A 25,050-nucleotide genomic window follows, 5' to 3' on the forward strand; every position below is an offset into this window, starting at 1 on the left:
CTGACGACAGATATCTCAGCAAAGGGTATTGTGATGTGTGTTTGTGCCGCGACCGGCGAGCGTATAATTATTATATCGGTGCTGACCACAGGTGATCCGGAACGTCATTTTTCAACTTACCGGGAAATACTGTGGCGGTCAAATATCAGGGATTGGCAGTGTGCGGACGGGTTTTTTGCGATAATTTAATGAAAAAAAACTATTTTCAGGATTTTAAACCGCTGTTTGCGCAGCGGGACAGCCAATTTTTTGTGTGATGCACATCACTGTTTTTTGCGGGTTATTACCGCGCAGTGCGGGCATTTTTATTTATAACCTGATTTTATCTGCTTTGTTTCTGCTAATTTGCAGATAAATGTCGTGTTTTAAATTTTATTCAGATAAAAAAACAGCAACGGGGTGTTATCCGGCCATATTATCCGGCGGAGGATACACATAGCTCCGGTTAATTTGATTTTTTAATTAATCCGCTATGATGAGTGCAGGAAACAATCATCGCCGGAAACGCGGTGATCCGCCAAATTTACGTTATGATACTAACCCTTATTCAGCGGGTGGAGCAGGTATGAAATTGCTACGCGGTTTAGCACAATATTATGTTGATTTACTGATGAAACTGGGACTGGTCCGGTTTTCGTTATTACTGGCATCGGGACTGGTGGTGCTGGCGATGGTGGTACAGATTGCTGTCACCATGCTGCTTCAGGGGGAAGTGCAGAGTATCGACCTGGTCCGTTCCGTTTTCTTCGGTCTGCTGATCACGCCGTGGGCGGTCTATTTTATGTCTGTTGTGGTTGAGCAGCTGGAAGAATCCCGCCAGCGTCTGTCCGGACTGGTCAGTAAACTGGAAGTGATGCGTAAACGGGACCTGGAGCTCAACGAACAGCTGAAAGAGAATATTACCCAGCTGAATCAGGAAATCAGTGAGCGCGAGAAAGTGGAGGATGAGCAGGTCATTCTGCTGGAAAAGCTGAAGAAAGAGATCAGCCGCCGCGAACAAACCCAGCTTGAATTTGAGCAGCAATCAGTCCTGCTGCGCTCCTTCCTCGACGCATCACCGGATCTGGTCTATTACCGCAATGAAAAAAATGAATTTTCCGGTTGTAATCGCGCGATGGAGCTGCTCACCGGCCGCAGTGAGAAACTGCTGCGCGGCCTGACCCCGCGTGATATTTATGAGCCGGAAATCGCCGATAAGGTAATGGAAACTGACGAAAAAGTATTCCGCCATAATGTCTCTCTCACCTATGAGCAGTGGCTGGTGTATCCGGACGGGCGCAAAGCCTGCTTTGAACTGCGTAAAGTGCCGTTTTATGACAGTGTCGGCAAACGTCACGGTCTGATGGGCTTCGGCAGGGATATCACCGAGCGTAAGCGCTATCAGGAGGCGATTGAAAACGCCAGCCGTGAGAAAACCACCTTTATCTCCACCATCAGCCATGAGCTGCGCACACCGCTGAACGGGATTGTCGGACTGAGCCGTATTCTGCTGGATACCGATCTCAATCCGGAACAGGAAAATTACCTGAAAACCATTCACGTCAGCGCCGTAACGCTCGGCAATATCTTTAACGACGTGATTGAGATGGACAAACTGGAGCGGCGCAATGTCCGCCTCGATACCCAGCCGGTTAATTTCACCGAATTTATCTCTGATCTGGAAAACCTGTCCGGCCTGCTGGTACAGCCGAAGGGGCTGCAATTTACCCTTGATCTGATCCAGCCGGTACCGTCGGTGATTATGACTGACGGCACCCGCCTGCGTCAGATTCTGTGGAATCTTATCGGCAACGGCGTGAAATTTACCCGTGAGGGCGGCATTACGGTGAAAGTGTGGCGTGAAGCCAACGATATGCTCTGCTTTGAGGTACGGGACTCCGGTATCGGAATTCCGAAAGATGAGCTGGAGAAAATCTTTGCCATGTATTACCAGGTGACGGACAGTGCGGGCGGGCGCCCGGCCACCGGCACCGGTATCGGTCTGGCGGTCTCCCGCCGTCTGGCGCAGGCGATGGGCGGTGATATCGTTGTCACCAGTGAGCCGGGCAAAGGCTCCTGCTTTACGCTGTCGGTCTGCGCGCCTGCGCAGGATGCACCGGAAGAGGAAGAGGATGACGGCCTGCTGCTGCCTGCCCTGAATATCCTGCTGGTGGAGGATATTGAGCTGAATGTGGTGGTGGCGCGTTCTGTTCTGGAAAAACTGGGTAATACGGTGGATGTCGCGATGAACGGCCGTGATGCGCTTGCGATGTTCTCGCCGGAAGAATATGACCTTGTGCTGCTGGATATCCAACTGCCGGATATGAGCGGGCTGGATATCGCCCGTGAACTGCATCAGCGCTACCAGCCGGATGATTTGCCGCCGCTGGTGGCACTGACCGCCAACGTGCTGAAGGATAAAAAAGAGTATCTGGACGCCGGTATGAACGATGTGCTGAGCAAACCGCTCGCTGTGGGCGCTCTGACGCAGATGATAGCGAAATTCTGGGGTGATGGCAGTGAGTCATTACCTGCGGAGGAAAACAGCACAGCGGCGTCTGAGGACGTGTATACGCAGTCACTGGATCTGGAGATGCTGAATCAGTATATCGAACTGGTGGGACCGAAACTGATTGAAGACAGCCTGGATGTGTTTGAAAAAATGATGCCGGGCTATCTGGCGATCCTGAATTCCAATATGGTGGCAAAAGATCGCAAAGGCATCGCGGAAGAAGGACACAAAATCAAAGGTGCGGCCGGGTCTGTCGGGCTTATCCATCTGCGGCAGGTTGCGCAGCAGATTCAGTCACCGGATTTACCGGCATGGGATGACAACGTGCAGGAATGGGTCGATGAACTGAATCACGATTGGGAAAGTCAGGTGGGGATTTTAAGAAACTGGCTGGCAAACCGCAGGTAAAAAATAACCCCAACCGAGGTTGGGGTGCGCGAATACTGCGCCAACACCAGGGAAACTGGTTCACCCGCGACAACTATTTATCGTTATTTAGGCGAGTGATGAAATAGGCTCTTACATCATACAGGCTTCAACATAGCAAAGATAAGTATTTTTGTTACAAGATTCATTAAAAACTGTGATGAAGATTGGTGTTTGCACCTCTAAAGGGTTAAGCATTAACCTACTACAAAAGGAGTCAGATATGAAATCTGTTGGTATCGTTTTAAGCGGATGCGGTGTTTTCGACGGCAGTGAAATCCATGAATCCGTTCTTTCGCTGCTCAGTTTAACCCAATCCGGTGCACAGGTGTATTTTTTTGCACCTGATGAACCTCAACGCACTGTTATCAATCACCTTTCCGGTGAGGAAAAATCAGAGAAACGCAATATGCTGGAAGAGTCGGCGCGGATTTCCCGCGGGCAAATCCGTCCGCTGTCAGAAGCAGATGCGTCACAGCTGGATGCGCTGATTGTTCCGGGCGGTTTTGGTGCGGCAAAAAATCTGTGTGATTTTGCAGAGAAAGGTGCTGCTTGTGAGATCAATAAGTATTTTTTATCATTATCACGTGAAATGTTGTCTCAGGGTAAACCAATGGGATTTATATGCATTGCACCGGTAATGATCCCGAAAATCGTTAATTCATCAGTTCAGCTTACGATTGGTAATGATTCTGATACGGCGGCAGCAATTGCGGAAATGGGCGGGGTGCATGTCAACTGCACAGTGGATAATATCGTCGTAGATGAAACGCATAAAATCGTGACGACCCCTGCTTATATGCTGGCTGAGAATATTGCACAGGCGCAGATCGGAATTGATAAACTGGTGAAGAAAGTACTTGAAATGGCCTGATAAAGAATGAGGGAAATGATGGGGAGGATATTGCGATTTCTGCGGAAAATAGTTGTTTTTGTTATGTTGTTATGGGTAACAATGATAATTTTGTTCGCATTCCTCCCTGTTCCTTATTCCATGGTAATGCTGGAAAGACAGCTTTCGGCATGGTCAACATTCAATTTTTCTTATGTCGCCCGCAGCACATGGGTCAGCGGAGACGATATTTCACCGCGGATGAAGCTGGCGGTGATTGCGTCCGAGGATCAGAATTTCCCTGTTCATCATGGTTTTGATTTCGGCGCTATCTCCGATGCGCTCTCAAAAAGCAGTAAAAAAGGCCGTACCGCACGCGGGGCATCCACACTGACCCAGCAGACGGTTAAGAATTTGTTCCTGTGGGACGGGCGCAGCTGGGTGCGTAAAGGGCTGGAAACGCTGCTGACGCCCGGTGTTGAGCTGGTCTGGTCAAAGTCACGTATTCTGACGGTCTATCTTAATATTGCGGAATTCGGGCCGGGCATTTTCGGCGCGGAAGCGGCGGCACAGCACTTTTTCGGTAAAAGTGCGAAAAATCTGACGGCTGCGGAAGCTGCATTACTGGCTGCTGTGCTGCCGAATCCTCACCGCCTGCATGCGGATAAACCCTCGGCGTATCTTCGTCAGCGCCAGCAATGGATACTGCATCAGATGCAGTTACTGGGGGGGACAGAGTTCCTGAAGAAAAATAACCTGGATGATAATTAATCCGAGTATAATGAATTTATCTTATTGATTTGTTTTTATAAAAATCATAAGTAATTATGATTATGAGTATCAACCGTGTTTTTCGCTATATTATTCTGATGATTTGTTATTTATTGATATATACTGAATTTTATCCGTCATCCGGGCGGATGTGCGGATACCGGGCAGCCCGAAAGGTCATAAAAAAACCTGACATTAAGTCAGGTTTCTTATCGGTTTCCGAAAGCGGGCGGAATTAATTCAGCCAGGTAAAGGCTGTGGTGACTTTTTTGGCACCATCCGTTTCACTGGCAACTTTTGCTGCTGCCGCCCCTTCCTGGCGGGTAACCACCCCTAACAGGAAAATCTCGCCGTTTTCAGTGATCACTTTGATATTGGCAGATTTTACCGCATCACTCGTCAGCAGTTTGGAACGGACTTTGGTGGTGATCCAGGCATCTTTCGATGCGGTACCCAAATCAATAGGCTCGCCCTGACGTACTTCGTTATACACCAGTTCAGTACCATCCACTTTAGCGGCAATCTCTTTTGCCCGCCGTGCCAGAGAGAGATCCGCTGACTGACCAATCAGCAGAACTTTTCCCTGATAAGCCACCGGAACAATCCGCTGCTGTTTGATATCTTTATCCTTATTGAGCTGGCCGCTGACACGTGCTTCGAGTGTACCGTCATCGACCTGTGTGCCGACAGAACGGGGGTCTGTGGCGGCTTTGGTTGCCACAGCCGCAGACCCGACAAGTGCTGCACCGATACATCCCTGTAACAGTAGTGCGCTGCAGATAAGTGCTGCCACTGGCACAATTCTCATAATATCTCCTTAGTCTTCCTGGTGGGGGAAAAGGGTATTGTCGATTAAATCACATAAACAATTCACCGTCAGCATATGTACTTCCTGTATGCGGACACTGTGCTGTGACGGTACGCGGATTTCCGCATCACGCGGACCCAGCAGACCGGCCAGCTCCCCGCCGTCGTAGCCGGTCAGGGCCACAATGGTCATATCGCGGGTTACCGCTGCCTCAACCGCTTTGATGATATTGCGGCTGTTGCCGTGGGTGGATATTGCCAGCAGCACATCACCGGTCTGGCCGATGGCGCGGACCTGTTTGGCATAAATTTCATCCTGCTGCCGGTTGGCGGCGATAGCGGTCATCACCACATTATCAGTATTCAGTGCCAGTGCCGGCAGGCTCGGGCGTTCGGTTTCAAACCGGTGGATCATACTGGTGGCGAAGCGCGAGGCTGTTGCCGCTGATCCTCCGTTCCCGCAGCAGAGGATTTTATTGCCGTTAAGTAACGACTGAACCATCATCAGAGCTGCCCGGGAAATGGCATCCGGCAGTGCTTCTGCGGCTGCAATCTGCGTCTGAATACTTTCAGTAAAACACTGTTTAATTCTGTCTAACACGTTAAGTCCTGCTATCAGCAACGGATGGCTGTATTAACAAAAATCGGTGTGACCAAAGGCATTTTTCAGCCAGTCGATATGGTCACCGGTTATTGCACAAATGTCAAAACGGCAGTCACAGGTCAGCATACTCAGTTGCTGCTGAGATAACCAGCAGGAAGCCGCATAAAGTAAGCGGCGCTGCTTGGCTCTGGTGACGCTTTCTGCTGCGCTGCCATAGTGTGCATTACGGCGGTAACGGACTTCGGTAAATACCCAGGTACCGTGATCCCGCATAATTAAATCGATTTCGCCCCGGCGGAAACGGACATTCTGTGCAACAAATGTCAGTCCCTGCTGTTCCAGCCAGCGCCGGGCAAACTGTTCATGACGGCGGCCTGTCAGCCATGTAAGCATAAATACATGTCCCTGTATGTTAATTATGCCAAAGGAAACAAAGGTGACATCCTGTCACCTTTAAAAATCAGACAAAGCTTAGTTCGCGGCACTCAGCGGGGTGAGATTACCCTGCTTAAAGACCAGCCACGGCAGATGGCGGTAAACGGTGCAGTTATCAGTGACAGTGATATCACCGCTGGCACCATTCATGCGCAGAGTATGCCGCTGCATATCGCCGAACTGATTCGCCAGACGCCATGCATCCATCCCCATCGCATAGAGGCGGACACGGGTATAGTCATTGCCGAATTTTCCGGCGGCCTGATTCAGTAACTGCGGATTTCCGCCCGCAATCAGCGGAATGTCCGTCAGTTTCAGTCCTTCCATCTCAAACTGAAAATCTTTGCCTGTGCCTGCCTTATTGCTGCGTGAGCTGGCATAAAACGCCGGGCGTCCGCGGGCACTGGTGGCAAATTCCAGCGTCGGTTTGATATAAATCAGCTGATCAGAGGTCGCGATAATATAGACGGAATCCACACCGCCGCTGACAGGCTGCGGCTGCGTTACAGAACCTTCCGGCTGTATCAGCGCGTCTTCAGGCTGCGATACCTGCGGAGAGGATGGCTGCACCGGTACGCCGGTCAGTGAAAGTGAGCTGCCGGGATTGCCGGAGAAAGTCTGGTGAAGCACCACACCACCGCCGTTTTTCTGCCACTCATCGGCAAAGCTTTGTGCGATCCGGCGGCCGAAGTTGTTGTCCGGTGTCAGTACCAGCGGCGCGGTTTTATTATCCTGGCGGATAAACTGCGCGGCGTTGCGGGCTTCATCTTCCGGTGAAAGCGAGAAGTAGCACACATTAGGGCGGGCAATTGGTGTGTCTAATTCATTGAGCGCCAGAATGTTCAGCGGTGTATTGGCAGCGGCCAGTGTCGCCACATCCCCTTTGAGCAGCGGTCCGACAATCAGATCCATACCGTCAGCCTGTGCCTGTGCCAGCAGTGTTGCCAGCGGCTTGCTGTCGGTATCGTAGACTTTCACATCGGTGACCGTGCGGGATTCAGCGCTGTACGGCCGTGCCTGCGGTGCTGTGACCGGGCTTGCGGCGGTCATGCCGTCAGTGCTGCTGTCATTTGACGGTGCGCCGTTGACTGTATCCGGGGTGGTGATGTCTTTATTTGGATCTGCCGGGCTTAGGGTGGTCTGTACCGGAACCGGGCCGGTATCGTCCTGCGGTGAGGCGGAAATATCAGCCGCCGGGTAACCGGAGCTGTATACCGCGCCGTTCTGTGCATCGGTAAAGCCCTGGCGGATAGCATCACCCATCAGTTTCGCCTGACCACTCAGCGGCAGGAACAGCGCCACACGGGCGTTTTTACCGGTCTGACCATAGGTACTGCTCAGGGTCTGGACAAGATCCTGCGGCAGGGATTTGGCCGCCGGGTTATCCGGATAGCGGATTTGCCAGTCGCCGAGGGCGGCGGAAAGTGCTTTCAGATCCTGCAGGTTGTTCTGATACAGAATCAGCAGGTCAATCCAGCCCTGTAATACGCTCTCATCAGCGTTAACCTGAATGTTATTGCGCTCTTCAGGGGTAAAACGTGTTAGCATCAGCCAGGTTTCATCAATATTCTGCTGATGTGCATCCGGATCAGAGAGCAGCGGCTCCTGAGCGATGTAAGCACGGATAGCGTCGGTGGACGGTTTTCCGGCGGCCGCATCAATCACCTTCTGATATTGCTGAACCAGTGTTTCCGGCTGGCCTTTGCCGGCTGTGCCCGCATGCTGATTATTGAGTGTACACCCTGAGATCATCAGTGCGGAAAAGAGTGCGGCACAAAGTAATTGTCTGCGGTAACGCGATAAAGTTAAGGAAAACATACTGTACCCGGTTATAGTTTTCTGAAAGCTCAATTCTAATGTGATCATCTGGACGAAACAATGAATCAACCTAATCAAGCTGTGGTTGCGGCAGCGACACTTTATGTTGTGCCGACACCGATCGGTAATCTGAATGACATCACAGCACGCGCTCTCGACGTGCTGACGAATGTCGATCTGATTGCAGCGGAAGATACCCGGCATACCGGCTTGTTACTTTCTCACTTCGGTATTAATAACCGGCTGTTTGCGCTGCATGATCATAATGAACAGTATAAAGCAGATCAATTAATTACCAAATTACAGTCCGGGGTCAGTATCGCATTAGTGTCCGATGCAGGTACACCTTTAATTAACGATCCCGGTTACCATCTGGTCCGGCGTGCCCGTGATGCGGGGATTACCGTGATCCCGCTGCCCGGTGCCTGTGCCGCCGTCACGGCACTCAGTGCGGCCGGTCTGCCGTCTGACCGTTTTTGTTACGAAGGGTTTCTGCCGGCCAAAAGCAAAAGCCGTCAGGATACACTGCGGGCGCTGGCCGATGAGCCGCGGACCCTGATTTTCTATGAATCCACGCACCGTGTTCTGGATACACTGGCTGATATGGTCACCGTCTGGGGTGAAGATCGCTATGTGGTTCTGGCGCGGGAACTGACCAAAACCTGGGAGTCGATTCAGGGGAAACCGGTCGGAGAACTGCTGGCCTGGGTTCTGGAAGACGAAAACCGCCGCAAAGGGGAGATGGTGCTGATTGCGGAGGGGGCAAAACCGGTTCAGGATGAGGAATTCAGCCCGGAAATTCTGCGTGCGCTGGCGATTGTGCAGAAAGAACTGCCGCCGAAAAAAGCGGCTGCGGTGGTGGCCGAGTTATACGGCGTGAAGAAAAACGCCCTTTACCGTTACACTCTGGACGGGAATTCCGCCGCGGAGTGATGCATTTCCCGCCATCCGGTTTCCCGGGGCGGAGTTATTCTGTACATCCGCGGGAAAGCTGCTTATAATCCGCAGCGGAGTCAGCCAGGCAATCGCTGCTTTATCGTTGTCCCTTCGGGAGACGGATAAAGGGGAGGAAAGTCCGGGCTCCGCAGGGCAGGGTGCCAGATAACGTCTGGGAGGCGCGAGCCTACGACCAGTGCAACAGAGAGCAAACCGCCGATGGCCCGCAAGGGCACAGGTAAGGGTGAAAGGGTGCGGTAAGAGCGCACCGCGCGGCTGGTAACAGTCCGTGGCACGGTAAACTCCACCCGGAGCAAGGCCAAATAGGGGTTCACATGGTGCGGCCCGCACTGAACCCGGGTAGGCTGCTTGAGCCAGTGCGTGAGTGCTGGCCCAGAGGAATGATTGTCCACGACAGAACCCGGCTTAACGGCTGACTCCTCACTATCACAACCCCGCGTCTGACGCGGGGTTGTTTCATTTCAGAGCGGTATATCAGGTCAGAATATCGATAAGCAGTGCCCGGCACGGTGTTTTCGCCTGAAAGGTGACTTCCCGGCTTTCCTGAATAAACGCGCCGTCCCCGCACTCAATTACCCCCTGTTTTTGCCCGTCATCCGCCGCCACGGAGCCGTGAACCGACTGATAAAAAGCCCGCTTGCCGTACAGCGGCAGTGTCAGGGATTCTCCGGCGGAGAGCATCAGATGAGAAATTCTCACGCCCTGCTGCAAATCAATACTGCCGTTTTCACCGTCCGGTGAGGCGATCAGCTGCGCCGGTTGTTGTGTCAGTACCAGTTTTTGTGAACTGCCGCGCAGGCTGCCGCGTGCGGCTTTCAGCCAGATCTGAATCCGGGTCAGCGGTGACTGCTCACAGGGATTGGTTTCCGTATAGCTGATATCTTTACGCGGCGAGAAAAACAGACATTCATCCTGTCTGCTCTCCAGATAAAGTCCGTCATTGTCATGAATATCGTGCTTCCCTCTGAGGATCAGGTTTACAATATCCACATCGGGATAGGATTTGGGCTGGAAACCGGCACCGGGAGCCAGCACTTCCTGATTCAGTGCTTTCAGCGGGCCGTACCCCAGAAATGCAGGGTCAAAATAATGCCCGAAAGAGAATGCGTATTTCGCCTGTAACCAGCCATAGTCGGCGGACCCGGCCTGTCCGGCGGTTCTGTGTATAATCATAATGGTCTGCCTGTTGTTAAACATAGTGAAATAATAAAGGGCTGGACGCTGAATTGTTAGCCAGTTAATCTGGTGGCGACATTCAAAATTTCTGACTGAGATAATGATGAGTAAAGACAAAGCGTTAACGCTGGAATCATTGCGCGTGATGGATGCCATCGACCGCCGCGGGAGCTTCGCGGCGGCGGCGGAAGAGCTGGGACGTGTACCGTCCGCCCTGAGCTATACCATGCAGAAACTGGAAGAAGAGCTGGATGTTGTTCTGTTTGACCGCTCTGGTCACCGGACAAAATTCACCAATGTCGGGCGGATGCTGCTGGAACGCGGCCGCCTGCTGCTGGAGGCAGCGGATAAACTGACCAGTGATGCGGAAGCTCTGGCAAGAGGCTGGGAGCCGCATCTGACGATTGTCTGTGAAGCGCTTATCCCGACGGCCTCTCTGTTCCCGCTGGTGGATAAACTGGCACAGAAATCCACCACTCAGCTGACACTGGCCACTGAAGTGCTTGCCGGTGCCTGGGAACGGCTGGAAACCGGACGTGCTGATATTGTGATTGCCCCGGATATGCACTTCCGTACCTCCTCTGAAATCAACTCCCGCCCGCTTTATTCCGTGGTGAACGTATACGTGGCAGCGCCTGATCACCCGATCCATAAAGAGCCTGAACCACTATCCGATACCACCCGTGTGAAATACCGCGGAATTGCCGTGGCGGATACCGCCCGTGAACGGCCGGTACTCACGGTATTACTGCTGGATAAACAGCAGCGCCTGACGGTCAGTTCCATTGATGATAAACGCCGTGCTCTGCTGGCCGGACTGGGAGTGGCGAGTATGCCGTACCCGCTGGTTGAAAAAGATATCCTGGAAGGCCGCCTGAAAGTGATCGGCTCTGAATACAGTCACGAAACCAATGTTATTATGGCGTGGCGCCGCGACAGCATGGGGGAAGCCAAAGCCTGGTGTCTGCGGGAAATTCCGAAATTATTCAGCGGAAAATAAAACGCTGATATCCCTGAGTTATTATCTGATACCCGCCCTGTTATCTGTGGCGGGTATTTTTTTGTGCCGGAGGCTTGTTGCGGTATTTGCCGTAAAATACGTATATTGATAATAGGAACAACAGCGATTGACGGAAACTATTCATCAGTTACCCTTTCGTGAATAACCGGTAGTCGAAAAAAATATTTTATCAGTGTATTTGCAGGAGGCAATGTGGATCTGAATCGGTTTATGTCGGGCGAGGATTTTGCATTTAATCATGATTTCTTTGAAAAAGTTATTTATATTAATTTGGCGTCCCGTCCGGATCGTAATGAAGATATTCTGGATGAACTGAAAAATATCGAAATTCCGCACGATAAAATTATCCGTTTTGATGCAATTGAAAAAAATCCCGGGTTTTTGGGATGTACACTTTCTCATGCTGCGGTCATGAAAATGATTATTGAAAATAATTGGGGACCTGTACTGGTTGTTGAGGATGATAATGGTTTTTATCATGATGATGAACATATCCGGCAGGCGAATCTCTTTTTATCGGCGCTTCAGACAAGAGAATGGGATGTTGCATTACTGGGCGGTAATTATTACAAGGCTTTTGAATATGAACCGGAAGTCTGCTTACTGGAAATGAAACATTCATACTGTACAAATGCATATATTGTGAACCGGGGTTATGCAGAAACACTGTATCAGACCTTTAATGACTCCGCAGATCGGATTACAGCGGGTGATAAACCGGATGAATCGCAAAGTCTTGATGTTATCTGGAACGAGTTGATGGAAAAAGATAACTGGTTTGGTTTGTATCCGTGTATTGCTTATCAGGCAAGAGGATTTTCCGATATTCGTGGCGGGTCAATGAACTATGAATTTTTATTTAATAAACCGCTGTCAAAACTGACATTTTTTACCCGTGACGGCAGGATGAAACCCAAAGTAACAGAACAGGAAACTGAAAAAGAAACATCCGCCGGAGCGGATGTTTAATAATATATTATTATATTGCTGTGTGGCTTTGCCTGAATGACATTACCATTTCTTTTTCAGTAAATAATCGATACTGAATTTACCCGGGCCGGTTACAGCCAGCAGCAGATAACCGCCTGCAATGGTAAAGTTTTTCATAAACATTAACTGGTTGGCACCTTCCGCAAAATTACTGTGGAACAGCAGGGCGGTCAGTACGGTAAAACCAAAGGTGAAAATTGCGGTTGTCCGGGTTAAGAAACCGAACAGGACAGCCAGACCGCCACCCAGTTCCAGCAGAATGGTCAACGGCAGTAATGCCCCCGGAACACCCATTGCCAGCATATATTGCTGAGTGCCTGCATAAGCATCCCCCAGTTTGCCGTATCCGGCCACAATAAATAAGACAGGCATCATGATACGTGCGACTAAAATAGCGTAGTTGTTCATTGTGAGATCCTTATTAGCTCAACAATACTGAGTAGTAAATATGAAGACCGCGTCACATATTCTTTTGTCTGAATGGCACGATATGCCAATCTGTTTCGTTGAGATAATAGTAAAGGCGAATGAGAAAGATTGTTAGCAAGAATTCTTCATAAACAACGTCAAAAATTTTGAATCCGGGTACCCGGCGGGATTAATGCTGCTTATTACGGGGAAAACTGTTCTGAAGTGTGCGGAAAACGCCCCACAGCCCAAGGGCACGCTGTCCCCAGCGTACGAGCTTTTTCGGGTGACGGACAGATAAAACAGAAATCAGGCTGACGCCGGCAACAACCAGCGGACGCAGCTGTGATAATGTCTGCCATGTGCGATCGAACGATTCGGTTTTTTTCAGCCACTGATCAGCGGCCTGTGATAAATCGCTGCGCTGGGCAGCGATGGTGTCAATCAGCGCCTGTTTGTTGCGGGCGCGCTCAGCACGGCGGTGTTTATTCATGATCCTGTTCCTGCTTTTTTCTTTCCAGCAGCTGCCTGTCGATAGCCAGCTGTTCGCGGGTCGCCCCGAGCAGAGATGAACGGCGGGCTTTACGGACGGCCCACAGCGCAAAAATCAGCGCTCCGCCGAGCAGAACAGAGGTCATGATAATCATCGCAGTCAGACGGTACACAGGATCAACCGCCCACATGACCAGAATCATCAGGCTCATCAGCCCGAACGCGGTCAGCAGAAGGGCCGTACCGGCCAGCAAAATCAATTGGATCAGAGTAGACTTCTCTTCTTCCAGCTCGGTGGCAACGAGCCTGAGCCGGGTTTCAGCCATACTGATCACAATGGCGGCGATACGTGTCAGTGTATCGAGGAGCCCTTTACCGGGCCCCTGCGGACGCTCCTGATCTGCCATAACTCAGCGGCGGGCCAGTAAAACGCCTAACACCACACCGACAGCCGCACCGATACCGATACCGGTCCACGGATTTTCCCGTACATAATTATCGGCTTTTCCGGCGATTTCTTTTGTCTGCTGCACAACCTGCTCTTTACCTTCCGCCAGGCGGGAACGGGAGTTTTCCAGCGCGGCCTGTGCTTTTTTCTTCAGCGAATCCACTTCTTCTTTGGATTTGCTTTCTGCTGTGTTCAGCACAGATTCCAGGGTGTCAGCTAATGATTTCAGTTCTGCACGTAAATCTTCATTTGTATGATGTGACATAGGAACTCCTCGTGGTGGTTATACCGTAACAAGTTAAAGTAACTGCTTTTTACCGGTGATTAAAGGTAAATTATAGTTTATTTTCCGGTATCTTTCTGCACATTACGGGTGCAGGTGACGGAATTCAGAGGAAATGACGCTGAAACGGCGGGCAGGAAGAGAAAGTGTCCCGGCCGGCTGCTGTAATTGCACCGGCCGGAAAAATAGTCTGATAAGTTATTGAGCGTGAGTATCGTCAGCCGGTTTTGTCCGCTTGCGTTTCCACACCACCCACAGGCTGGCGATCAGACCGCAGACCAGCAGAACGACCGGGATAAGCATCAGAATATTCATCAGATGATGCTCATATTTGCGGAAAATCGGGCTGATGCCGAGGCAGTAACCAAGAGAGGTTAAAATACCGACCCACAGGAAGCCGCTCAGCCAGTTGAAAAACTGAAAACGGCGGGAATTCAGACCGGCTATCCCTGCCAGCATCGGCAGCAGAGTGCGGACAAAGGCCAGAAAACGACCGACTAACAGTGCCGCAAGGCCGTGGCGGTGAAATAAACTGTGCGCCCGCTGATGATAATGTGGCGGCAGATGAGACAGCCAGCCCTTTACAACTTTGGTATTACTGAGCCAGCGCCCCTGAAGATATCCCACCCAGCAGCCGAGACTGGCACCGGCGGTGAGAACAATCAGGGTTGTCGGGAAATCCAGTGTATCTTTGGCAATCAGAACCCCGACAAGAATCAGGAGACTGTCACCGGGTAAAAACGCAGCAGGAAGCAGGCCGTTTTCCAGGAAGAGAATGGCAAACAGCATAATGTAAATCGCCCACAGCAGGGACGGGTTTGACAGGGTTTCATAGTCCTGGTGCCAGAGGGCAAAAAAGAGTTGCTGCATTGTTTCCATCAATTATTCCCGGATCTGAAGTAAGCTTATTTCATGTTATGGGGCATTTTTGCGGATATAGCCGGAACCCCTGATATATACATCGGTAAATCCGGCCACTTTAGCAAATTAGAGGTAGCGGAGACAGTGAATTTTTTCCGGTTCCCTGAAACAATATTAAGATTAAATTCAGTCTTTTGCAGATTATATTTTACGGAAAATCAATAAGTTCTGTAATGAAATGTCAATTGCCGGTCAAACCTGCTGTAAATGAACGACTTTTCTTAAATAATATGATGTTGAACATCTGTTTTATTTTCTGTCTGCGGCAGTTGCAGGCGTTCACTGACACGTTGTGCCACATCATCCAGTAACTGATAACGGCGGCGGTATTCGGCGCGTTTTTTACTGGCTATTTCATCAACAGGTTTACGCGGCAGAGTCAGCGGTAATATATATTCCTGCTGCGGATTGGCGGTGCCGCCGACAGATTCCCAGAACGCATTATAATCGGCCACCCATTGTGTCAGTTTTTTATGGCGGTAGCGGCGGCTGCGGTAAATATGCGTCTCGTTGCTGGAAGCAATAATCTGCTGACACTGAAACAGTGACGCGATAAGACACATTACTTCCGTCAGAATACGTTTGGGGAATACGCCGTGGCAGTTTTTGGTGGCCGCGCGGATAGCACCGTGAGCCTGCTCACTGACACCGCCCTGGAGTGCGCCGATAAACAGCGTCCGCTTTTCATCCAGATTCAGCAGGGTAAATGCACTGCGGGCCAGGATCTCACCGGCGTCATCCCGCATCTCCAGCGTCAGTTCACCCTCTTTGTTAAAAGCATCCTGCACATCCAGCCAGAGGTGGCAAAGACCCTCTTTTCCTTCCACCGGGCAGAGATAAAAACGCTCATTACTGTAGATTTGGCTGAATATTTCCGGCGGCAGAACGGCTTTGGTGATCCGGTAGTGGTCACAAATCGCTGCGGATTTGTTTTTCCGGTGAAAATTAATACTCAGATACGGACGCTGTAATTTGGTCGGCAGCAGCGGCTGCTTTTTCAGAATCGCGTCACAGCAGGCAGTATCTGTCAGGCCGGACAGGTATTTCACGGTGGACAGCGGCATAAACAGACTGCGTGCCGCGAATTTAAAGCGGTTACGGGCGGAATCCCAGTGCATACCGGGACAACATTCTTTGGTGAGTAGTTGTTTAAATAATTGGAGGCCGGACATAGTGGTGCCTTTGATGAATGAAATTATTACACATTGAAACAATCCACTCATTTTAACGGCAGAATAAAGATAAAAATTAAAGAAAGCTTATCACCTGACTGCGGGCTTAGCTGAATATAAGGATTTCAGGGCGAAAACCAGCAGTTACAAAATAACAACAACAGGATAAATAATAACCTGTTAATTATGTGAATGTAATATTAATATTTAAAATCAATATGTTATATGTGTATTTCATGCCATGGACTGAAAACCGTTCGTCAGCATTCATTAGTTATATTCAGGGTGTTTTTATTATCCGGCAGTATTTTATTTGGCAGGAGAAGTGAACGACTACGGAAAACGCAAAAAACAGCAAAATAACCGTGATTTTTCAGCAGACGAAAAATAACAGCAGAAGATGGTTAAGTAATAAAATTAAACAATAAGTCATTGGTCATTGTCTTGGTGTTGTTAATAAATTGTATTTTGCATTATTTTTTGGAATAAAAAACTGGGTATTTGCTTGTTGTGTAAATTTAAAATCTGGTTTTTATTTGTTTTGTAGTGTAAAAATTTGTGATCGTGGCGTCATTTTTCAAAAAAATTAAGTGATTCAAAAAGGATGGTTATTCTTATAATCAATTGATTTTATTTATTTTATTCTGTATTTGTTACTGTGATTTATAGTTAGGCAATCATTTAAATGGCAATGATTTTAGCGCAAAATAATGACATTACCTCAGTGTAATTTACTATTTTGGAGCTCATTGTGAATCAGTCAGAACTTATCACGCTCGCGTCCGCGAATGCGTTAAATAAAGATTTCGACGTTAAATACCAAAACGTCATCAGTGATTTCTTCAGCCGGGACCCCGGTAAATGGCCGATTTTTAATCACCCGCAAATTCAGGTGATTACTCAGTTTCGTCAGACTACCGAAGCCGATATGCAGCAGATAAACCGCTACCCGCAGGGTAAGGATCTTTTTGCTCAGCTGGCCGGTGAATCTCATGTGCGTCAGAACGTGATCCGTCCGGGGGAAGGGCAGGATGATTTACTGGTGTTTGCTTCCGCGCTGTGTAAAAACTGGGAAAACCCGCTGGCGGTGGAAAACGTTATCGCCATGCCGTCAGATCCGGCGGTTTATGGTTCGATGCTGGGATTACTGGGTAACCCGAATATGGTGTACTGCGAGTACTCCGGCGTGGCGGATAACATGGAAAAAACCGTTATCCGGAAAGTCGCCAATCTGATTGGTTATGATGCGGACAAAGCCTCAGGTCTGTTTACCCAGGGCGGGACAATGTGCAACCTGTACGGCTATCTGTTCGGGATACGAAAATCACTGAAGCAGTCAAAACACCTTGGTATGTCCGTTGATCAGGATTTCCGGATCATCAACTCGCAGGGCGGTCACTACTCCAACATGACTAACCTGTCTCTGTTAGGGGTGGATATTACCAATAAAACAATCCGTATCCGTGTTGCATCGGATAATACTATTGATCTTGCGGATCTGGAGCAGCAAATCCGCGCCTGCTATACCGTTCACTGTAAGATTCCGGTGATCCTGCTGACTGCAGGGACAACAGATACCTTTGGTGTGGATGAAATCAAACAGGTTTATGATCTGCGCAACCGTCTGTGTGAAGAATTTGAAATTACCGAAAAACCGCATATTCACGTGGATGCGGCGGTCGGCTGGCCGATTATTTTCTTTATTGATTATGATTTTGCCTCTAACCCGCTGGCGATTAACGATGCCACTCTGGCCGGTCTGCGCCATAATGTGGCTAAATTCAAACAGCTGAAATATGCGGATTCCATTACTATCGATTTCCACAAATGGGGTTATGTACCGTATACCTCCAGCCTTGTGATGGTACGTGACGGTGATGATTTCAAAGCACTGGAAAATGACCCTGAAAACTTCACCTATTTTGAGCATGCGCTGGAAGGGCAGACTCACCTGCAATCCACCATTGAATGCAGCCGCAGCGGTGTCGGTGTATTCGGTGCGTATGCAGGGTTACATTATCTGGGGATTGAAGGCTATCAGACCATCATTGCGCACTGTCTGCAAAATGCGAACTACATGCGTAACCAGCTGTTGTCCATGGGAAATGCCTGTGTGATGGCGCCGGAAAATCAGGGGCCGAGTGTCGGTTTCCGTCTCTATTCACCGAAACTGGTGAATGATCCGCAGGCCATGTTTGAGCATGAGCTGACCTGTGCCGGGGATAAAACAGCCTATGACATGATGGTGCGTAACAGCCGCTGGCACCGCGAATTATTCCTGAAACGCGGCAAAGCGGGTCTGTTTACCAACTGGGTGGACTCTATCGCCTGCTCGGCCTATGCAGAACATAACCGGTTTGCCTATATCCCCGGGGAAAAGGCGGTCTTTATGAACCCGGTTACGCAGCGTCACCACATCGATGCATTTGCAAAAATGCTTAAAACCATGAGTGCAGAATAAAAAAGGATGTTTTTTTCTTTTCTGTTTGTGGTATAAGAGAAAAAGAGCGTCACGGCAGTGTCTTGTACCGGCACTGTCTGTGAGGCAAAAATTAACGATTTTCAGAGAAGAGTAAACCGATGAACTGCATGATGAACCGTCAGCTAAGCCTAAACCTACTACTCAGTTAGGTGGCTTCGTTTATCTGTTTTTCTTCATAAGCCACCAGTAAGGTGGCTTTTTTGTGTGTATAAACCTGCTGGTGGAACTGTTTTATTTTCGGGAGAGTTCCTATGATGTCAGGTTTTACCGCAAGGATTAATATCAGCGTAATTTCACGATCGGTCTGTTGTTCTGCCGCCGCTTCTGTCTCTCAGATGACACAGCAGGAGGCCGTATGAGTCAGCAATGGACATCCCGCTTTGGTCATATCCTGGCAGCAGCCGGATCGGCTATCGGTATCGGTGCTATCTGGAAATTTTCGTATGTTGCCGCCAATAACGGCGGTGGTGCCTTCCTGGTCGTTTTCCTTTTATTCAGCTTTATTATCGGTCTCGCGGTATTACTGGCTGAAAATATCCTCGGCAGCAGCACCCGTTCCGAAGCCGTCAGTGCCTTCAAAAAAATGATGGGACGTCACTGGGCGTGGATCGGGGTGATCGGCGTGTTCAGTTCCTGGTGTATTTACAGTTTCTACAGCGTGGTCGGCGGCTGGACTATCGGTTATACGGTGATGGCCGCCGCCGGTGAGCTGAATATTACCGACAGCAGCCAGCTGACCGGTATTTTCACCCGCTTTATCAGTAACCCGTGGTGGCCGGTGATTGCTCATCTGGTGTTTGCCGGGATAACCTGTTTTGTGGTCCTGGCCGGGGTGCAGCGCGGGCTGGAAAAATCCGTGAAAGTGATGATGCCGTTACTGTTTATTATTATGATCGTGCTGATTATCGTCGGGATAAGTTTGCCGGGATCATCAGCGGGACTGAAAATGTTCCTGTATCCGGATTTCAGTAAACTGACCGGCAAAGGCGTGCTGGATGCACTGGGTCTGGCGTTCTTCTCCCTCTCTATCGGGCTGGGTATCCACATTACGTACAGTGCGTATTTAACCGATAATAAAAGTATTGCCAATTCCAGCATGTGGGTGGTGATCCTCTCCTGTATGGTGTGTGTACTGGCCGGTCTGATGATTTTCCCGGCATTATCGGCAGCGGGTCTGGAAGCGAATGCGGGTCCGGGTCTGACCTTTATGACCATGCCGGTGTACTTCGCCCATTTGCCGGGCGGCGCGGTGCTGGCAGTGACGTTCTTTGTGCTGTTGCTGATGGCGGCTCTGACATCCGCTATCTCCCTGCTGGAGCATATTGTGGCTTATGTTCAGATGCGTTTTCAGTGGACACGCCGCAGGGCGGGTCTGGTGGTGACCGCGTCAATTATGCTGATGGGTATTCCGGTATCCTTATCTTTCGGGCCGTTAAGTGATGTGACGTTCGGCGGAAAAACGATTTTTGATATCCTCGATTACCTGACATCCAATATCCTGATGCCGTTGTTCGGTATTGCGGTCTGCCTGATTTTCGGCTGGTCGCGCAAAGCGAACGCCCTGATCCCGGAAAACATTACCGGACTGAAGCGTCAGAGTTTATTGCTGGTCTGGCGTTATGTGGGACCTGTCTGTATCGGTGTGATTCTGGTACACGGGCTGATCAGTTAATAACAGATAAAAAAACCGGCCTGCATATGCAGGCCGGTTTGCTTTCCGTCTTATCAGAACCGGTAATTCACACCCAGGAAGCCGCTGTACGGTGTTTCCTGTTTACTGCCGTTGGCGTAGTTGAATTCGCCGTAGACAGCCCAGTTATTATTCAGTTTTGCATCAACACCAATACCGTACTTCCCGGTCGTGCCGGACATATCGTTGGTCCGTTTTCCCTGCTTGTTCAGCTCCACATCCCCGTTTTTCAGGAATTCATGATTCACTGCCACACGGAGATACGGTTTGACTTGCGTACCGTTTTCCAGCACGAAGTTTTTACCGAAAGTGGCACCCAGCTCACCGCTGAATGACCGGGCGGCATCGGCTTTAATGCTAATCTCATTACTGTAGCGGTAATCCGCACCCTGGCCGCGGAAGGCGGCGACCATGGCATACGGCTCAATAAAGTAATTCTCTTTTTCGAAGTACTTACCGGTTTCAACCGAGAAGCCGATACCGTTGGTGTTACTGTTGGCGGAGGTTTTGCCATCATTAAACTGCGCGTCATAATCACTGCGGAAATGGTTGGCTTTCACCACGCCATCCACATAGATCCCGGATTTGTGCTGCCAGGTGGTGTAAACCCCGAGGCTGTAGCTGTTGACCGTACCGTCGTTTTTATCCATCTTCAGCGAAGAATGAGAATATCCCGCGACAATCCCGCTCCAGAGATCGCCATTTTCCAGTTCTGTCATTTTATCGCCGCCGGCAACAATCCCGCTGATATCATGACGGTAAGCGACTTCATTGTTACTGATATTGTGACGTCCGCCGGTGACTTTTGACCAGACACCGAGATTCACCTGCGGGTTATTGCGCAGTTCACCGAGACGGGCGCGCAGTGTGCTCAGTTCACTCCGCCAGATCTGCGGCAGGGCGTTGGCAATCATCATTGCGGTTTTACTGGTTTCTGAAATATCCGGCTTCGGTTCAGGTTCTGGTTCAGGTTTTGGCTCAGGGTCTACCGGCGGAATTTCTTTGGTAGGTGACAGATACCATTCATCAGCTGAATCTTTATCCTGCACCAGATAATATTTATAGGCCCCGAGATCCACACCCTTATTGGTCATGGTAAAGGTATCGTTCTGACTGCCTGCGGCGTGGATCAGATGATAGCGATCCGGATCGGTGGTATTACTGACCAGCGCTTTACCGGAATCCATCACACGGACACCAAACTTACCGTCTGTTTTATCCGAGACACTGAGGAAATCCCCGCTGCCGTCCGCCAGGCTGGTATTCATCACAAACAGGCCGTTACCGGAGAGTTCTTTGATGCTGAGCTGACTGTTACGGCCGGTATTGCTGCTGCCGGGCTCACCGAAGACGGCGACACCGTTGTTCACCAGGTTATCGATAGTGACAACGGATTCAGCGGTATCACCGTTATGGCGGATATAGAGATAGGCGTTATCACCGGCCAGATTCACCTTCTGAGCATACGAGCCTTTGCCGAAGTTGCCGAGCCACGGATGCTGATCCCCGCCTTCCATCACCAGAGAGCCGTCTTCCACATCCAGGTTATAGAAGGAGTAAGCACCGTAATCGAGGATGGTTTGTCCGCCGTTGCGGATGGTGGTGCCTTCTGTGCCGCCGTAAGCCAGAACATGCTGGATACCGCCGTCAACCAGGGTGGTGGCCGCTTCCGCATATTTGCCGACAAGCTGAAGCCCGTCTTTATAAATCGTGGTATCAGAGGCTTTACCGTTCAGTCCGACATTCTGAATACCGCCTGCCATAACCTGTGTATTAACAGCTGTCGGATCATCACCCCATTTTGCATCAGGATTGCTGTTCTCAACCCACTGACCGTTTTCCCAGCCCCCGCTGTGGTTTGTCACCAGTTGCTGACCATACACCACGGTATCCTCAACCGTCCCGGAGCGTACCCGCTGTGTACCGCCTGCATAGATTGTGGTGTTTTTGGCGCCGGTACGGTCATTGACATAGACAGACTGATAGCCGCCGTCATAGATATAGTTATTCAGTGCCAGCCCGGAAACCGCGTGATAGCTTCCTGCACCGGTAATGTAGTTATTGGTGGCAGTGCCGCTGTCCTGTGTATAGGTACCGCCATTCTGAATAATGGTATTTTGGGTTTCTGCATCCGGATTACTGACAGGAATGTACAGCTCACCGCCATCGATCAGGCTATTTTCAGCATAAGCGTTATAGCCGACAGTCAGCTTACCGTCTTTATTTACACGGGTATTATAAGCGGATACCCGCTGTTTGGTGTCAGAGGCAGTGCGCAACTCCATCACACCGAAAGCATCCACGGTAGTGTTATAGGAAGTTGTACCGTTAGACATTTGCAGGTTAGCGACGTGTTTCGCATCAATGCCTTTCAGCGTAATACCGATAACACTGCTGTTATCAAAGGGAGTTTGTCTGAATGAATCGCCCAGATGGGTCGTTGAGTGCCCGATGGTTGTGCCGATCAGGTGGGTGTCATCCTTAAATATAACATTCGGCTTTTGAGCTGCAGAGTAATTGATATCTATTCCGGTCAGGTATTTATAACCTGCAACCGTGAATCCTTTTTCTGCACTGACATCCGCCAGTACATCAGCATCCGCATTGGTATAGTTACCGCTTTTTTTAATGTCATTAATACGCGTTGATTCATCGCTGAAGGTAAATTCAGGAATCGGCTCAGGTGTTACAGCATAACCGGCAGAGGCATACGATATCCCCATTGCGGAAAGTATCAGAAAGGAGAGTTTATTGAGTTTCATTTTTTTGCCCGTGGTGATTTTGTAATAAGACGTCAAAATTCGTGTTATTTATTTAATAAATAAAAGAAAAAAATTTATGCGGGGGCGGAAAGAGAATAACGTGATCCTAGGATTTTAGATAAGGTGAGTCAATGCAGGGGATTTCGGGAAATTTAAGAATGTCTGTGATGCTGCTTTTTTGCACAAAAAAGAGTAAGAAGGATGAAAATGAAATGATTGTTTCAGGTGATCGTCACTATTAAAACGAATAATAAACAGAATATAAATTGTCCGCCTACGTATAAATAGTTGACTATTTTACAGGGATAATCGTCTTATTATGAATTTTATGGTCTTATCCACTATTTTTACTCTTTTATATAGTGATAGTGGCTGATTCATTAGGTTTGATTTATTTCAGAAGAAAAATAAGAAATTTAATATTAATTGATTTAAATCAAAATAAATAATTCGCCATATTATGGTAATTGATTTTTATGTGAAAAATAGCCTTGGTATTTTATTAAAAACGGTATTTATTTGTGCTTAACCGATTAAATAATACCGGATGAGAATGTATTTCATTTTTGTTTTTAACAACAAGGTGGTGTGAGATTTATTATTTCTGTTGGCTCAGTTAATTCTGAAAACACCCGGGGTTGTATCTGATAAGCCAGTAAAATGCAGATGGTAAATGTTGTCTTTTTTTCTGTCCGCAGTGGAAAGTTCCGGTATTCTTATTGCAGGTTGCCGGTGAGTTATATTTTAAATTGATATAAATTAATAAAACCGATAAATAGATTAAATGTTAAAAATAGAAAAAATTCTCATTATCTGTAAAATAATATTTTTGTTATTATCCTTTTGTTTATTAATTATGTTCCGTGTCTCAGTAATTTAATAATAACCGTATTATGTTAATATTAAATTAACACAACGGAATTACAGAAAATGATCGACGATAATACGTTAATTACTTCTGATATGACTTCTGAGGGTATTGACCGGCGAAGCTTTCTGAAACTCTGCGCGGCCTTAGCGGCCACCATGGGTCTCAGTGCAAATGCATCTGCCGAAATCGCGGCGTCCGTCAGCCGTAAGGATTGTCCCCCCGTTATCTGGATATCTGCACAGGAGTGTACCGGTTGCACTGAGTCCCTGCTCCGGGCGACGCACCCGACCATCGAAAATCTCATCCTTGATATGATCTCACTGGAGTACCACGAGGTACTCTCGGCGGCATTCGGTCATCAGGCGGAAGCCAACAAGCACAATGCGATTGAGAAATACAAAGGCAAATATGTGCTGGTGGTGGACGGCTCCGTACCGCTGAAGGATGACGGTATTTACTGCATGATCGCCGGTGAGCCGATTGCGGATCATATCCGTCGTGCGGCGGAGGGTGCTGCCGCGATTATTGCTATCGGTTCCTGCGCTGCCTGGGGCGGAGTGGCTGCCGCCGGTGATAACCCGACCGGAGCGGCGTCGCTGGAAACGGTTCTGCCGGGTAAAACCGTGATTAATATTCCGGGCTGCCCGCCTAACCCGCATAACTTCCTGGCCACCGTGGCGCATATCATTACTTACGGCAAAGCGCCGGGACTGGATAACAAAAACCGGCCGCTGTTTGCGTACGGTCGTCTGATCCACGAACACTGTGAACGCCGCGCTCACTTTGACGCAGGACGTTTTGCCAAAGCGTTTGGTGATCACGGACACCGTGAGGGCTGGTGCCTCTATCATCTTGGCTGCAAAGGGCCGGAAACGTACGGTAACTGCTCCACATTGCAGTTCTGCGATGTCGGCGGTGTGTGGCCGGTGGCGATCGGGCATCCGTGTTACGGCTGTAATGAGGCCGGTGTCGGCTTTCATAAAGGCATTCATCAGCTTGCGGGCGTACAGAACCAGACACCGCGTGCTGAAAAACCGGATGTGGATCTGAAAGAGGGCGGTTCGGTATCGGGCGGCGCTATCGGTCTGCTTGGCGGTGTGGTTGGTCTGGTGGCCGGTGTCAGTGTGATGGCTGTCCGTGAGCTGGGGCGTCAGCAGAAGAAAAACCGGAACGGCGATCCGCGGGGAGAGTAA

At 49.5% G+C, this 25,050-nt stretch carries 21 protein-coding genes and 1 other RNA gene; 10 read left to right on the forward strand and 12 right to left on the reverse strand.

Going from position 1 to position 25,050, the window contains the following annotated elements; translation table 11 throughout:
• The first annotated feature begins 565 nt into the window (after positions 1–565).
• From arcB to mtgA, 3 genes are all read left to right on the forward strand, one after another.
• Positions 566–2,899, forward strand: coding sequence for an aerobic respiration two-component sensor histidine kinase ArcB (gene arcB, locus R5268_RS01430; RefSeq protein WP_046893111.1), 2,334 nt, complete (start codon positions 566–568; stop codon positions 2,897–2,899).
• A 241-nt stretch (positions 2,900–3,140) separates the two neighbouring features.
• A complete protein-coding gene (gene elbB / locus R5268_RS01435) occupies positions 3,141–3,791 on the forward strand; it encodes an isoprenoid biosynthesis glyoxalase ElbB (RefSeq protein ID WP_046892983.1) in 651 nt (216 codons plus the stop codon).
• Positions 3,792–3,797: 6 nt separating this feature from the next.
• The gene (gene mtgA / locus R5268_RS01440; RefSeq protein WP_181257560.1) at positions 3,798–4,520 is read left to right on the forward strand and encodes a monofunctional biosynthetic peptidoglycan transglycosylase; all 723 of its coding nucleotides are present in this window, start codon (positions 3,798–3,800) and stop codon (positions 4,518–4,520) included.
• 235 nt (positions 4,521–4,755) lie between these two features.
• Here the strand turns inward: mtgA and dolP are convergent, their stop codons facing one another.
• The 4 genes from dolP to R5268_RS01460 all read right to left on the reverse strand — a co-directional run bounded on the left by dolP (position 4,756) and on the right by R5268_RS01460 (position 8,184).
• Positions 4,756–5,328, reverse strand: a complete 573-nt coding sequence (gene dolP / locus R5268_RS01445) for a division/outer membrane stress-associated lipid-binding lipoprotein (RefSeq protein WP_046892981.1) — start codon at positions 5,326–5,328, stop codon at positions 4,756–4,758.
• 9 nt (positions 5,329–5,337) lie between these two features.
• Positions 5,338–5,928 carry a DnaA initiator-associating protein DiaA gene (gene diaA / locus R5268_RS01450; protein ID WP_025151814.1) on the reverse strand — a complete coding sequence of 197 codons (591 nt, stop codon included), beginning with the start codon at positions 5,926–5,928 and terminating at the stop codon, positions 5,338–5,340.
• A gap of 33 nt (positions 5,929–5,961) precedes the next feature.
• On the reverse strand, positions 5,962–6,324 hold the full coding sequence (locus R5268_RS01455) for a YraN family protein (protein ID WP_052926610.1): 363 nt from the start codon (positions 6,322–6,324) through the stop codon (positions 5,962–5,964).
• Positions 6,325–6,402: 78 nt separating this feature from the next.
• Positions 6,403–8,184: a penicillin-binding protein activator gene (locus R5268_RS01460; RefSeq protein WP_317418482.1), complete on the reverse strand. Its 1,782-nt coding sequence runs from the start codon at positions 8,182–8,184 to the stop codon at positions 6,403–6,405.
• Positions 8,185–8,244: 60 nt separating this feature from the next.
• Here R5268_RS01460 and rsmI point away from each other — a divergent pair, with 60 nt between their 5' ends.
• Both rsmI and rnpB read left to right on the forward strand, forming a co-directional pair.
• The gene (gene rsmI / locus R5268_RS01465) at positions 8,245–9,117 is read left to right on the forward strand and encodes a 16S rRNA (cytidine(1402)-2'-O)-methyltransferase (protein ID WP_046892977.1); all 873 of its coding nucleotides are present in this window, start codon (positions 8,245–8,247) and stop codon (positions 9,115–9,117) included.
• A 76-nt stretch (positions 9,118–9,193) separates the two neighbouring features.
• Positions 9,194–9,565: RNase P RNA component class A (gene rnpB, locus R5268_RS01470), an RNA gene on the forward strand.
• 50 nt (positions 9,566–9,615) lie between these two features.
• On the opposite strand, the gene R5268_RS01475 is transcribed toward rnpB, so the two are convergent.
• Positions 9,616–10,314: a pirin family protein gene (locus tag R5268_RS01475; protein ID WP_317418481.1), complete on the reverse strand. Its 699-nt coding sequence runs from the start codon at positions 10,312–10,314 to the stop codon at positions 9,616–9,618.
• 106 nt (positions 10,315–10,420) lie between these two features.
• Between R5268_RS01475 and R5268_RS01480 the strand changes: the two genes are divergently transcribed.
• The gene (locus R5268_RS01480; RefSeq protein WP_046892975.1) at positions 10,421–11,317 is read left to right on the forward strand and encodes a LysR family transcriptional regulator; all 897 of its coding nucleotides are present in this window, start codon (positions 10,421–10,423) and stop codon (positions 11,315–11,317) included.
• A gap of 213 nt (positions 11,318–11,530) precedes the next feature.
• Complete coding sequence (locus R5268_RS01485) at positions 11,531–12,307, forward strand: glycosyltransferase family 25 protein (RefSeq protein WP_218454573.1); 777 nt, start codon at positions 11,531–11,533, stop codon at positions 12,305–12,307.
• A 42-nt stretch (positions 12,308–12,349) separates the two neighbouring features.
• On the opposite strand, the gene R5268_RS01490 is transcribed toward R5268_RS01485, so the two are convergent.
• From R5268_RS01490 to R5268_RS01515, 6 genes are all read right to left on the reverse strand, one after another.
• Positions 12,350–12,736, reverse strand: a complete 387-nt coding sequence (locus tag R5268_RS01490) for a DoxX family protein (RefSeq protein WP_046892974.1) — start codon at positions 12,734–12,736, stop codon at positions 12,350–12,352.
• 190 nt (positions 12,737–12,926) lie between these two features.
• Positions 12,927–13,229 (reverse strand): YqjK-like family protein, encoded by a 303-nt coding sequence (locus tag R5268_RS01495; protein WP_046892973.1) that lies wholly within the window; start codon positions 13,227–13,229, stop codon positions 12,927–12,929.
• Entirely contained in the window at positions 13,222–13,635 is a 414-nt protein-coding gene (locus tag R5268_RS01500; protein ID WP_107678543.1) for a phage holin family protein, read from the reverse strand. Before R5268_RS01500 ends, R5268_RS01495 begins: the two co-directional genes overlap by 8 nt.
• A gap of 3 nt (positions 13,636–13,638) precedes the next feature.
• On the reverse strand, positions 13,639–13,941 hold the full coding sequence (locus R5268_RS01505; RefSeq protein ID WP_046892971.1) for a YqjD family protein: 303 nt from the start codon (positions 13,939–13,941) through the stop codon (positions 13,639–13,641).
• A gap of 216 nt (positions 13,942–14,157) precedes the next feature.
• The gene (locus R5268_RS01510) at positions 14,158–14,838 is read right to left on the reverse strand and encodes a DedA family protein (RefSeq protein ID WP_046892970.1); all 681 of its coding nucleotides are present in this window, start codon (positions 14,836–14,838) and stop codon (positions 14,158–14,160) included.
• Between the two features lie 263 nt (positions 14,839–15,101).
• A complete protein-coding gene (locus R5268_RS01515) occupies positions 15,102–16,052 on the reverse strand; it encodes a VirK/YbjX family protein (RefSeq protein ID WP_182105287.1) in 951 nt (316 codons plus the stop codon).
• Between the two features lie 751 nt (positions 16,053–16,803).
• Between R5268_RS01515 and R5268_RS01520 the strand changes: the two genes are divergently transcribed.
• Both R5268_RS01520 and R5268_RS01525 read left to right on the forward strand, forming a co-directional pair.
• The gene (locus R5268_RS01520) at positions 16,804–18,513 is read left to right on the forward strand and encodes a pyridoxal phosphate-dependent decarboxylase family protein (protein ID WP_317418480.1); all 1,710 of its coding nucleotides are present in this window, start codon (positions 16,804–16,806) and stop codon (positions 18,511–18,513) included.
• 376 nt (positions 18,514–18,889) lie between these two features.
• Complete coding sequence (locus R5268_RS01525; protein ID WP_046892968.1) at positions 18,890–20,206, forward strand: sodium-dependent transporter; 1,317 nt, start codon at positions 18,890–18,892, stop codon at positions 20,204–20,206.
• A 53-nt stretch (positions 20,207–20,259) separates the two neighbouring features.
• Here R5268_RS01525 and R5268_RS01530 read toward each other — a convergent pair whose 3' ends face one another.
• Entirely contained in the window at positions 20,260–22,986 is a 2,727-nt protein-coding gene (locus R5268_RS01530; RefSeq protein ID WP_317418479.1) for an autotransporter outer membrane beta-barrel domain-containing protein, read from the reverse strand.
• A 930-nt stretch (positions 22,987–23,916) separates the two neighbouring features.
• On the opposite strand from R5268_RS01530, the gene hybO reads away from it, so the two are divergent.
• Complete coding sequence (hybO, locus tag R5268_RS01535) at positions 23,917–25,050, forward strand: hydrogenase 2 small subunit (protein WP_182105284.1); 1,134 nt, start codon at positions 23,917–23,919, stop codon at positions 25,048–25,050.

It is taken from the genome of Morganella sp. BCCO 40_0007, from assembly GCF_032989665.1.
In the GTDB taxonomy this organism is placed as follows: Bacteria; Pseudomonadota; Gammaproteobacteria; order Enterobacterales; family Enterobacteriaceae; genus Morganella; species Morganella sibonii.

Coding starts and splice junctions, on each gene's coding strand:
- arcB (WP_046893111.1), top strand. CDS start 566: ATGAAATTGCTACGCGGTTTAGCACAATATTATGTTGATTTACTGATG.
- elbB (WP_046892983.1), top strand. CDS start 3,141: ATGAAATCTGTTGGTATCGTTTTAAGCGGATGCGGTGTTTTCGACGGC.
- mtgA (WP_181257560.1), top strand. CDS start 3,798: ATGAGGGAAATGATGGGGAGGATATTGCGATTTCTGCGGAAAATAGTT.
- dolP (WP_046892981.1), bottom strand. CDS start 5,328: ATGAGAATTGTGCCAGTGGCAGCACTTATCTGCAGCGCACTACTGTTA.
- R5268_RS01455 (WP_052926610.1), bottom strand. CDS start 6,324: ATGCTTACATGGCTGACAGGCCGCCGTCATGAACAGTTTGCCCGGCGC.
- R5268_RS01460 (WP_317418482.1), bottom strand. CDS start 8,184: ATGTTTTCCTTAACTTTATCGCGTTACCGCAGACAATTACTTTGTGCC.
- rsmI (WP_046892977.1), top strand. CDS start 8,245: ATGAATCAACCTAATCAAGCTGTGGTTGCGGCAGCGACACTTTATGTT.
- R5268_RS01475 (WP_317418481.1), bottom strand. CDS start 10,314: ATGATTATACACAGAACCGCCGGACAGGCCGGGTCCGCCGACTATGGC.
- R5268_RS01480 (WP_046892975.1), top strand. CDS start 10,421: ATGAGTAAAGACAAAGCGTTAACGCTGGAATCATTGCGCGTGATGGAT.
- R5268_RS01490 (WP_046892974.1), bottom strand. CDS start 12,736: ATGAACAACTACGCTATTTTAGTCGCACGTATCATGATGCCTGTCTTA.
- R5268_RS01495 (WP_046892973.1), bottom strand. CDS start 13,229: ATGAATAAACACCGCCGTGCTGAGCGCGCCCGCAACAAACAGGCGCTG.
- R5268_RS01500 (WP_107678543.1), bottom strand. CDS start 13,635: ATGGCAGATCAGGAGCGTCCGCAGGGGCCCGGTAAAGGGCTCCTCGAT.
- R5268_RS01505 (WP_046892971.1), bottom strand. CDS start 13,941: ATGTCACATCATACAAATGAAGATTTACGTGCAGAACTGAAATCATTA.
- R5268_RS01510 (WP_046892970.1), bottom strand. CDS start 14,838: ATGGAAACAATGCAGCAACTCTTTTTTGCCCTCTGGCACCAGGACTAT.
- R5268_RS01515 (WP_182105287.1), bottom strand. CDS start 16,052: ATGTCCGGCCTCCAATTATTTAAACAACTACTCACCAAAGAATGTTGT.
- R5268_RS01525 (WP_046892968.1), top strand. CDS start 18,890: ATGAGTCAGCAATGGACATCCCGCTTTGGTCATATCCTGGCAGCAGCC.
- R5268_RS01530 (WP_317418479.1), bottom strand. CDS start 22,986: ATGAAACTCAATAAACTCTCCTTTCTGATACTTTCCGCAATGGGGATA.
- hybO (WP_182105284.1), top strand. CDS start 23,917: ATGATCGACGATAATACGTTAATTACTTCTGATATGACTTCTGAGGGT.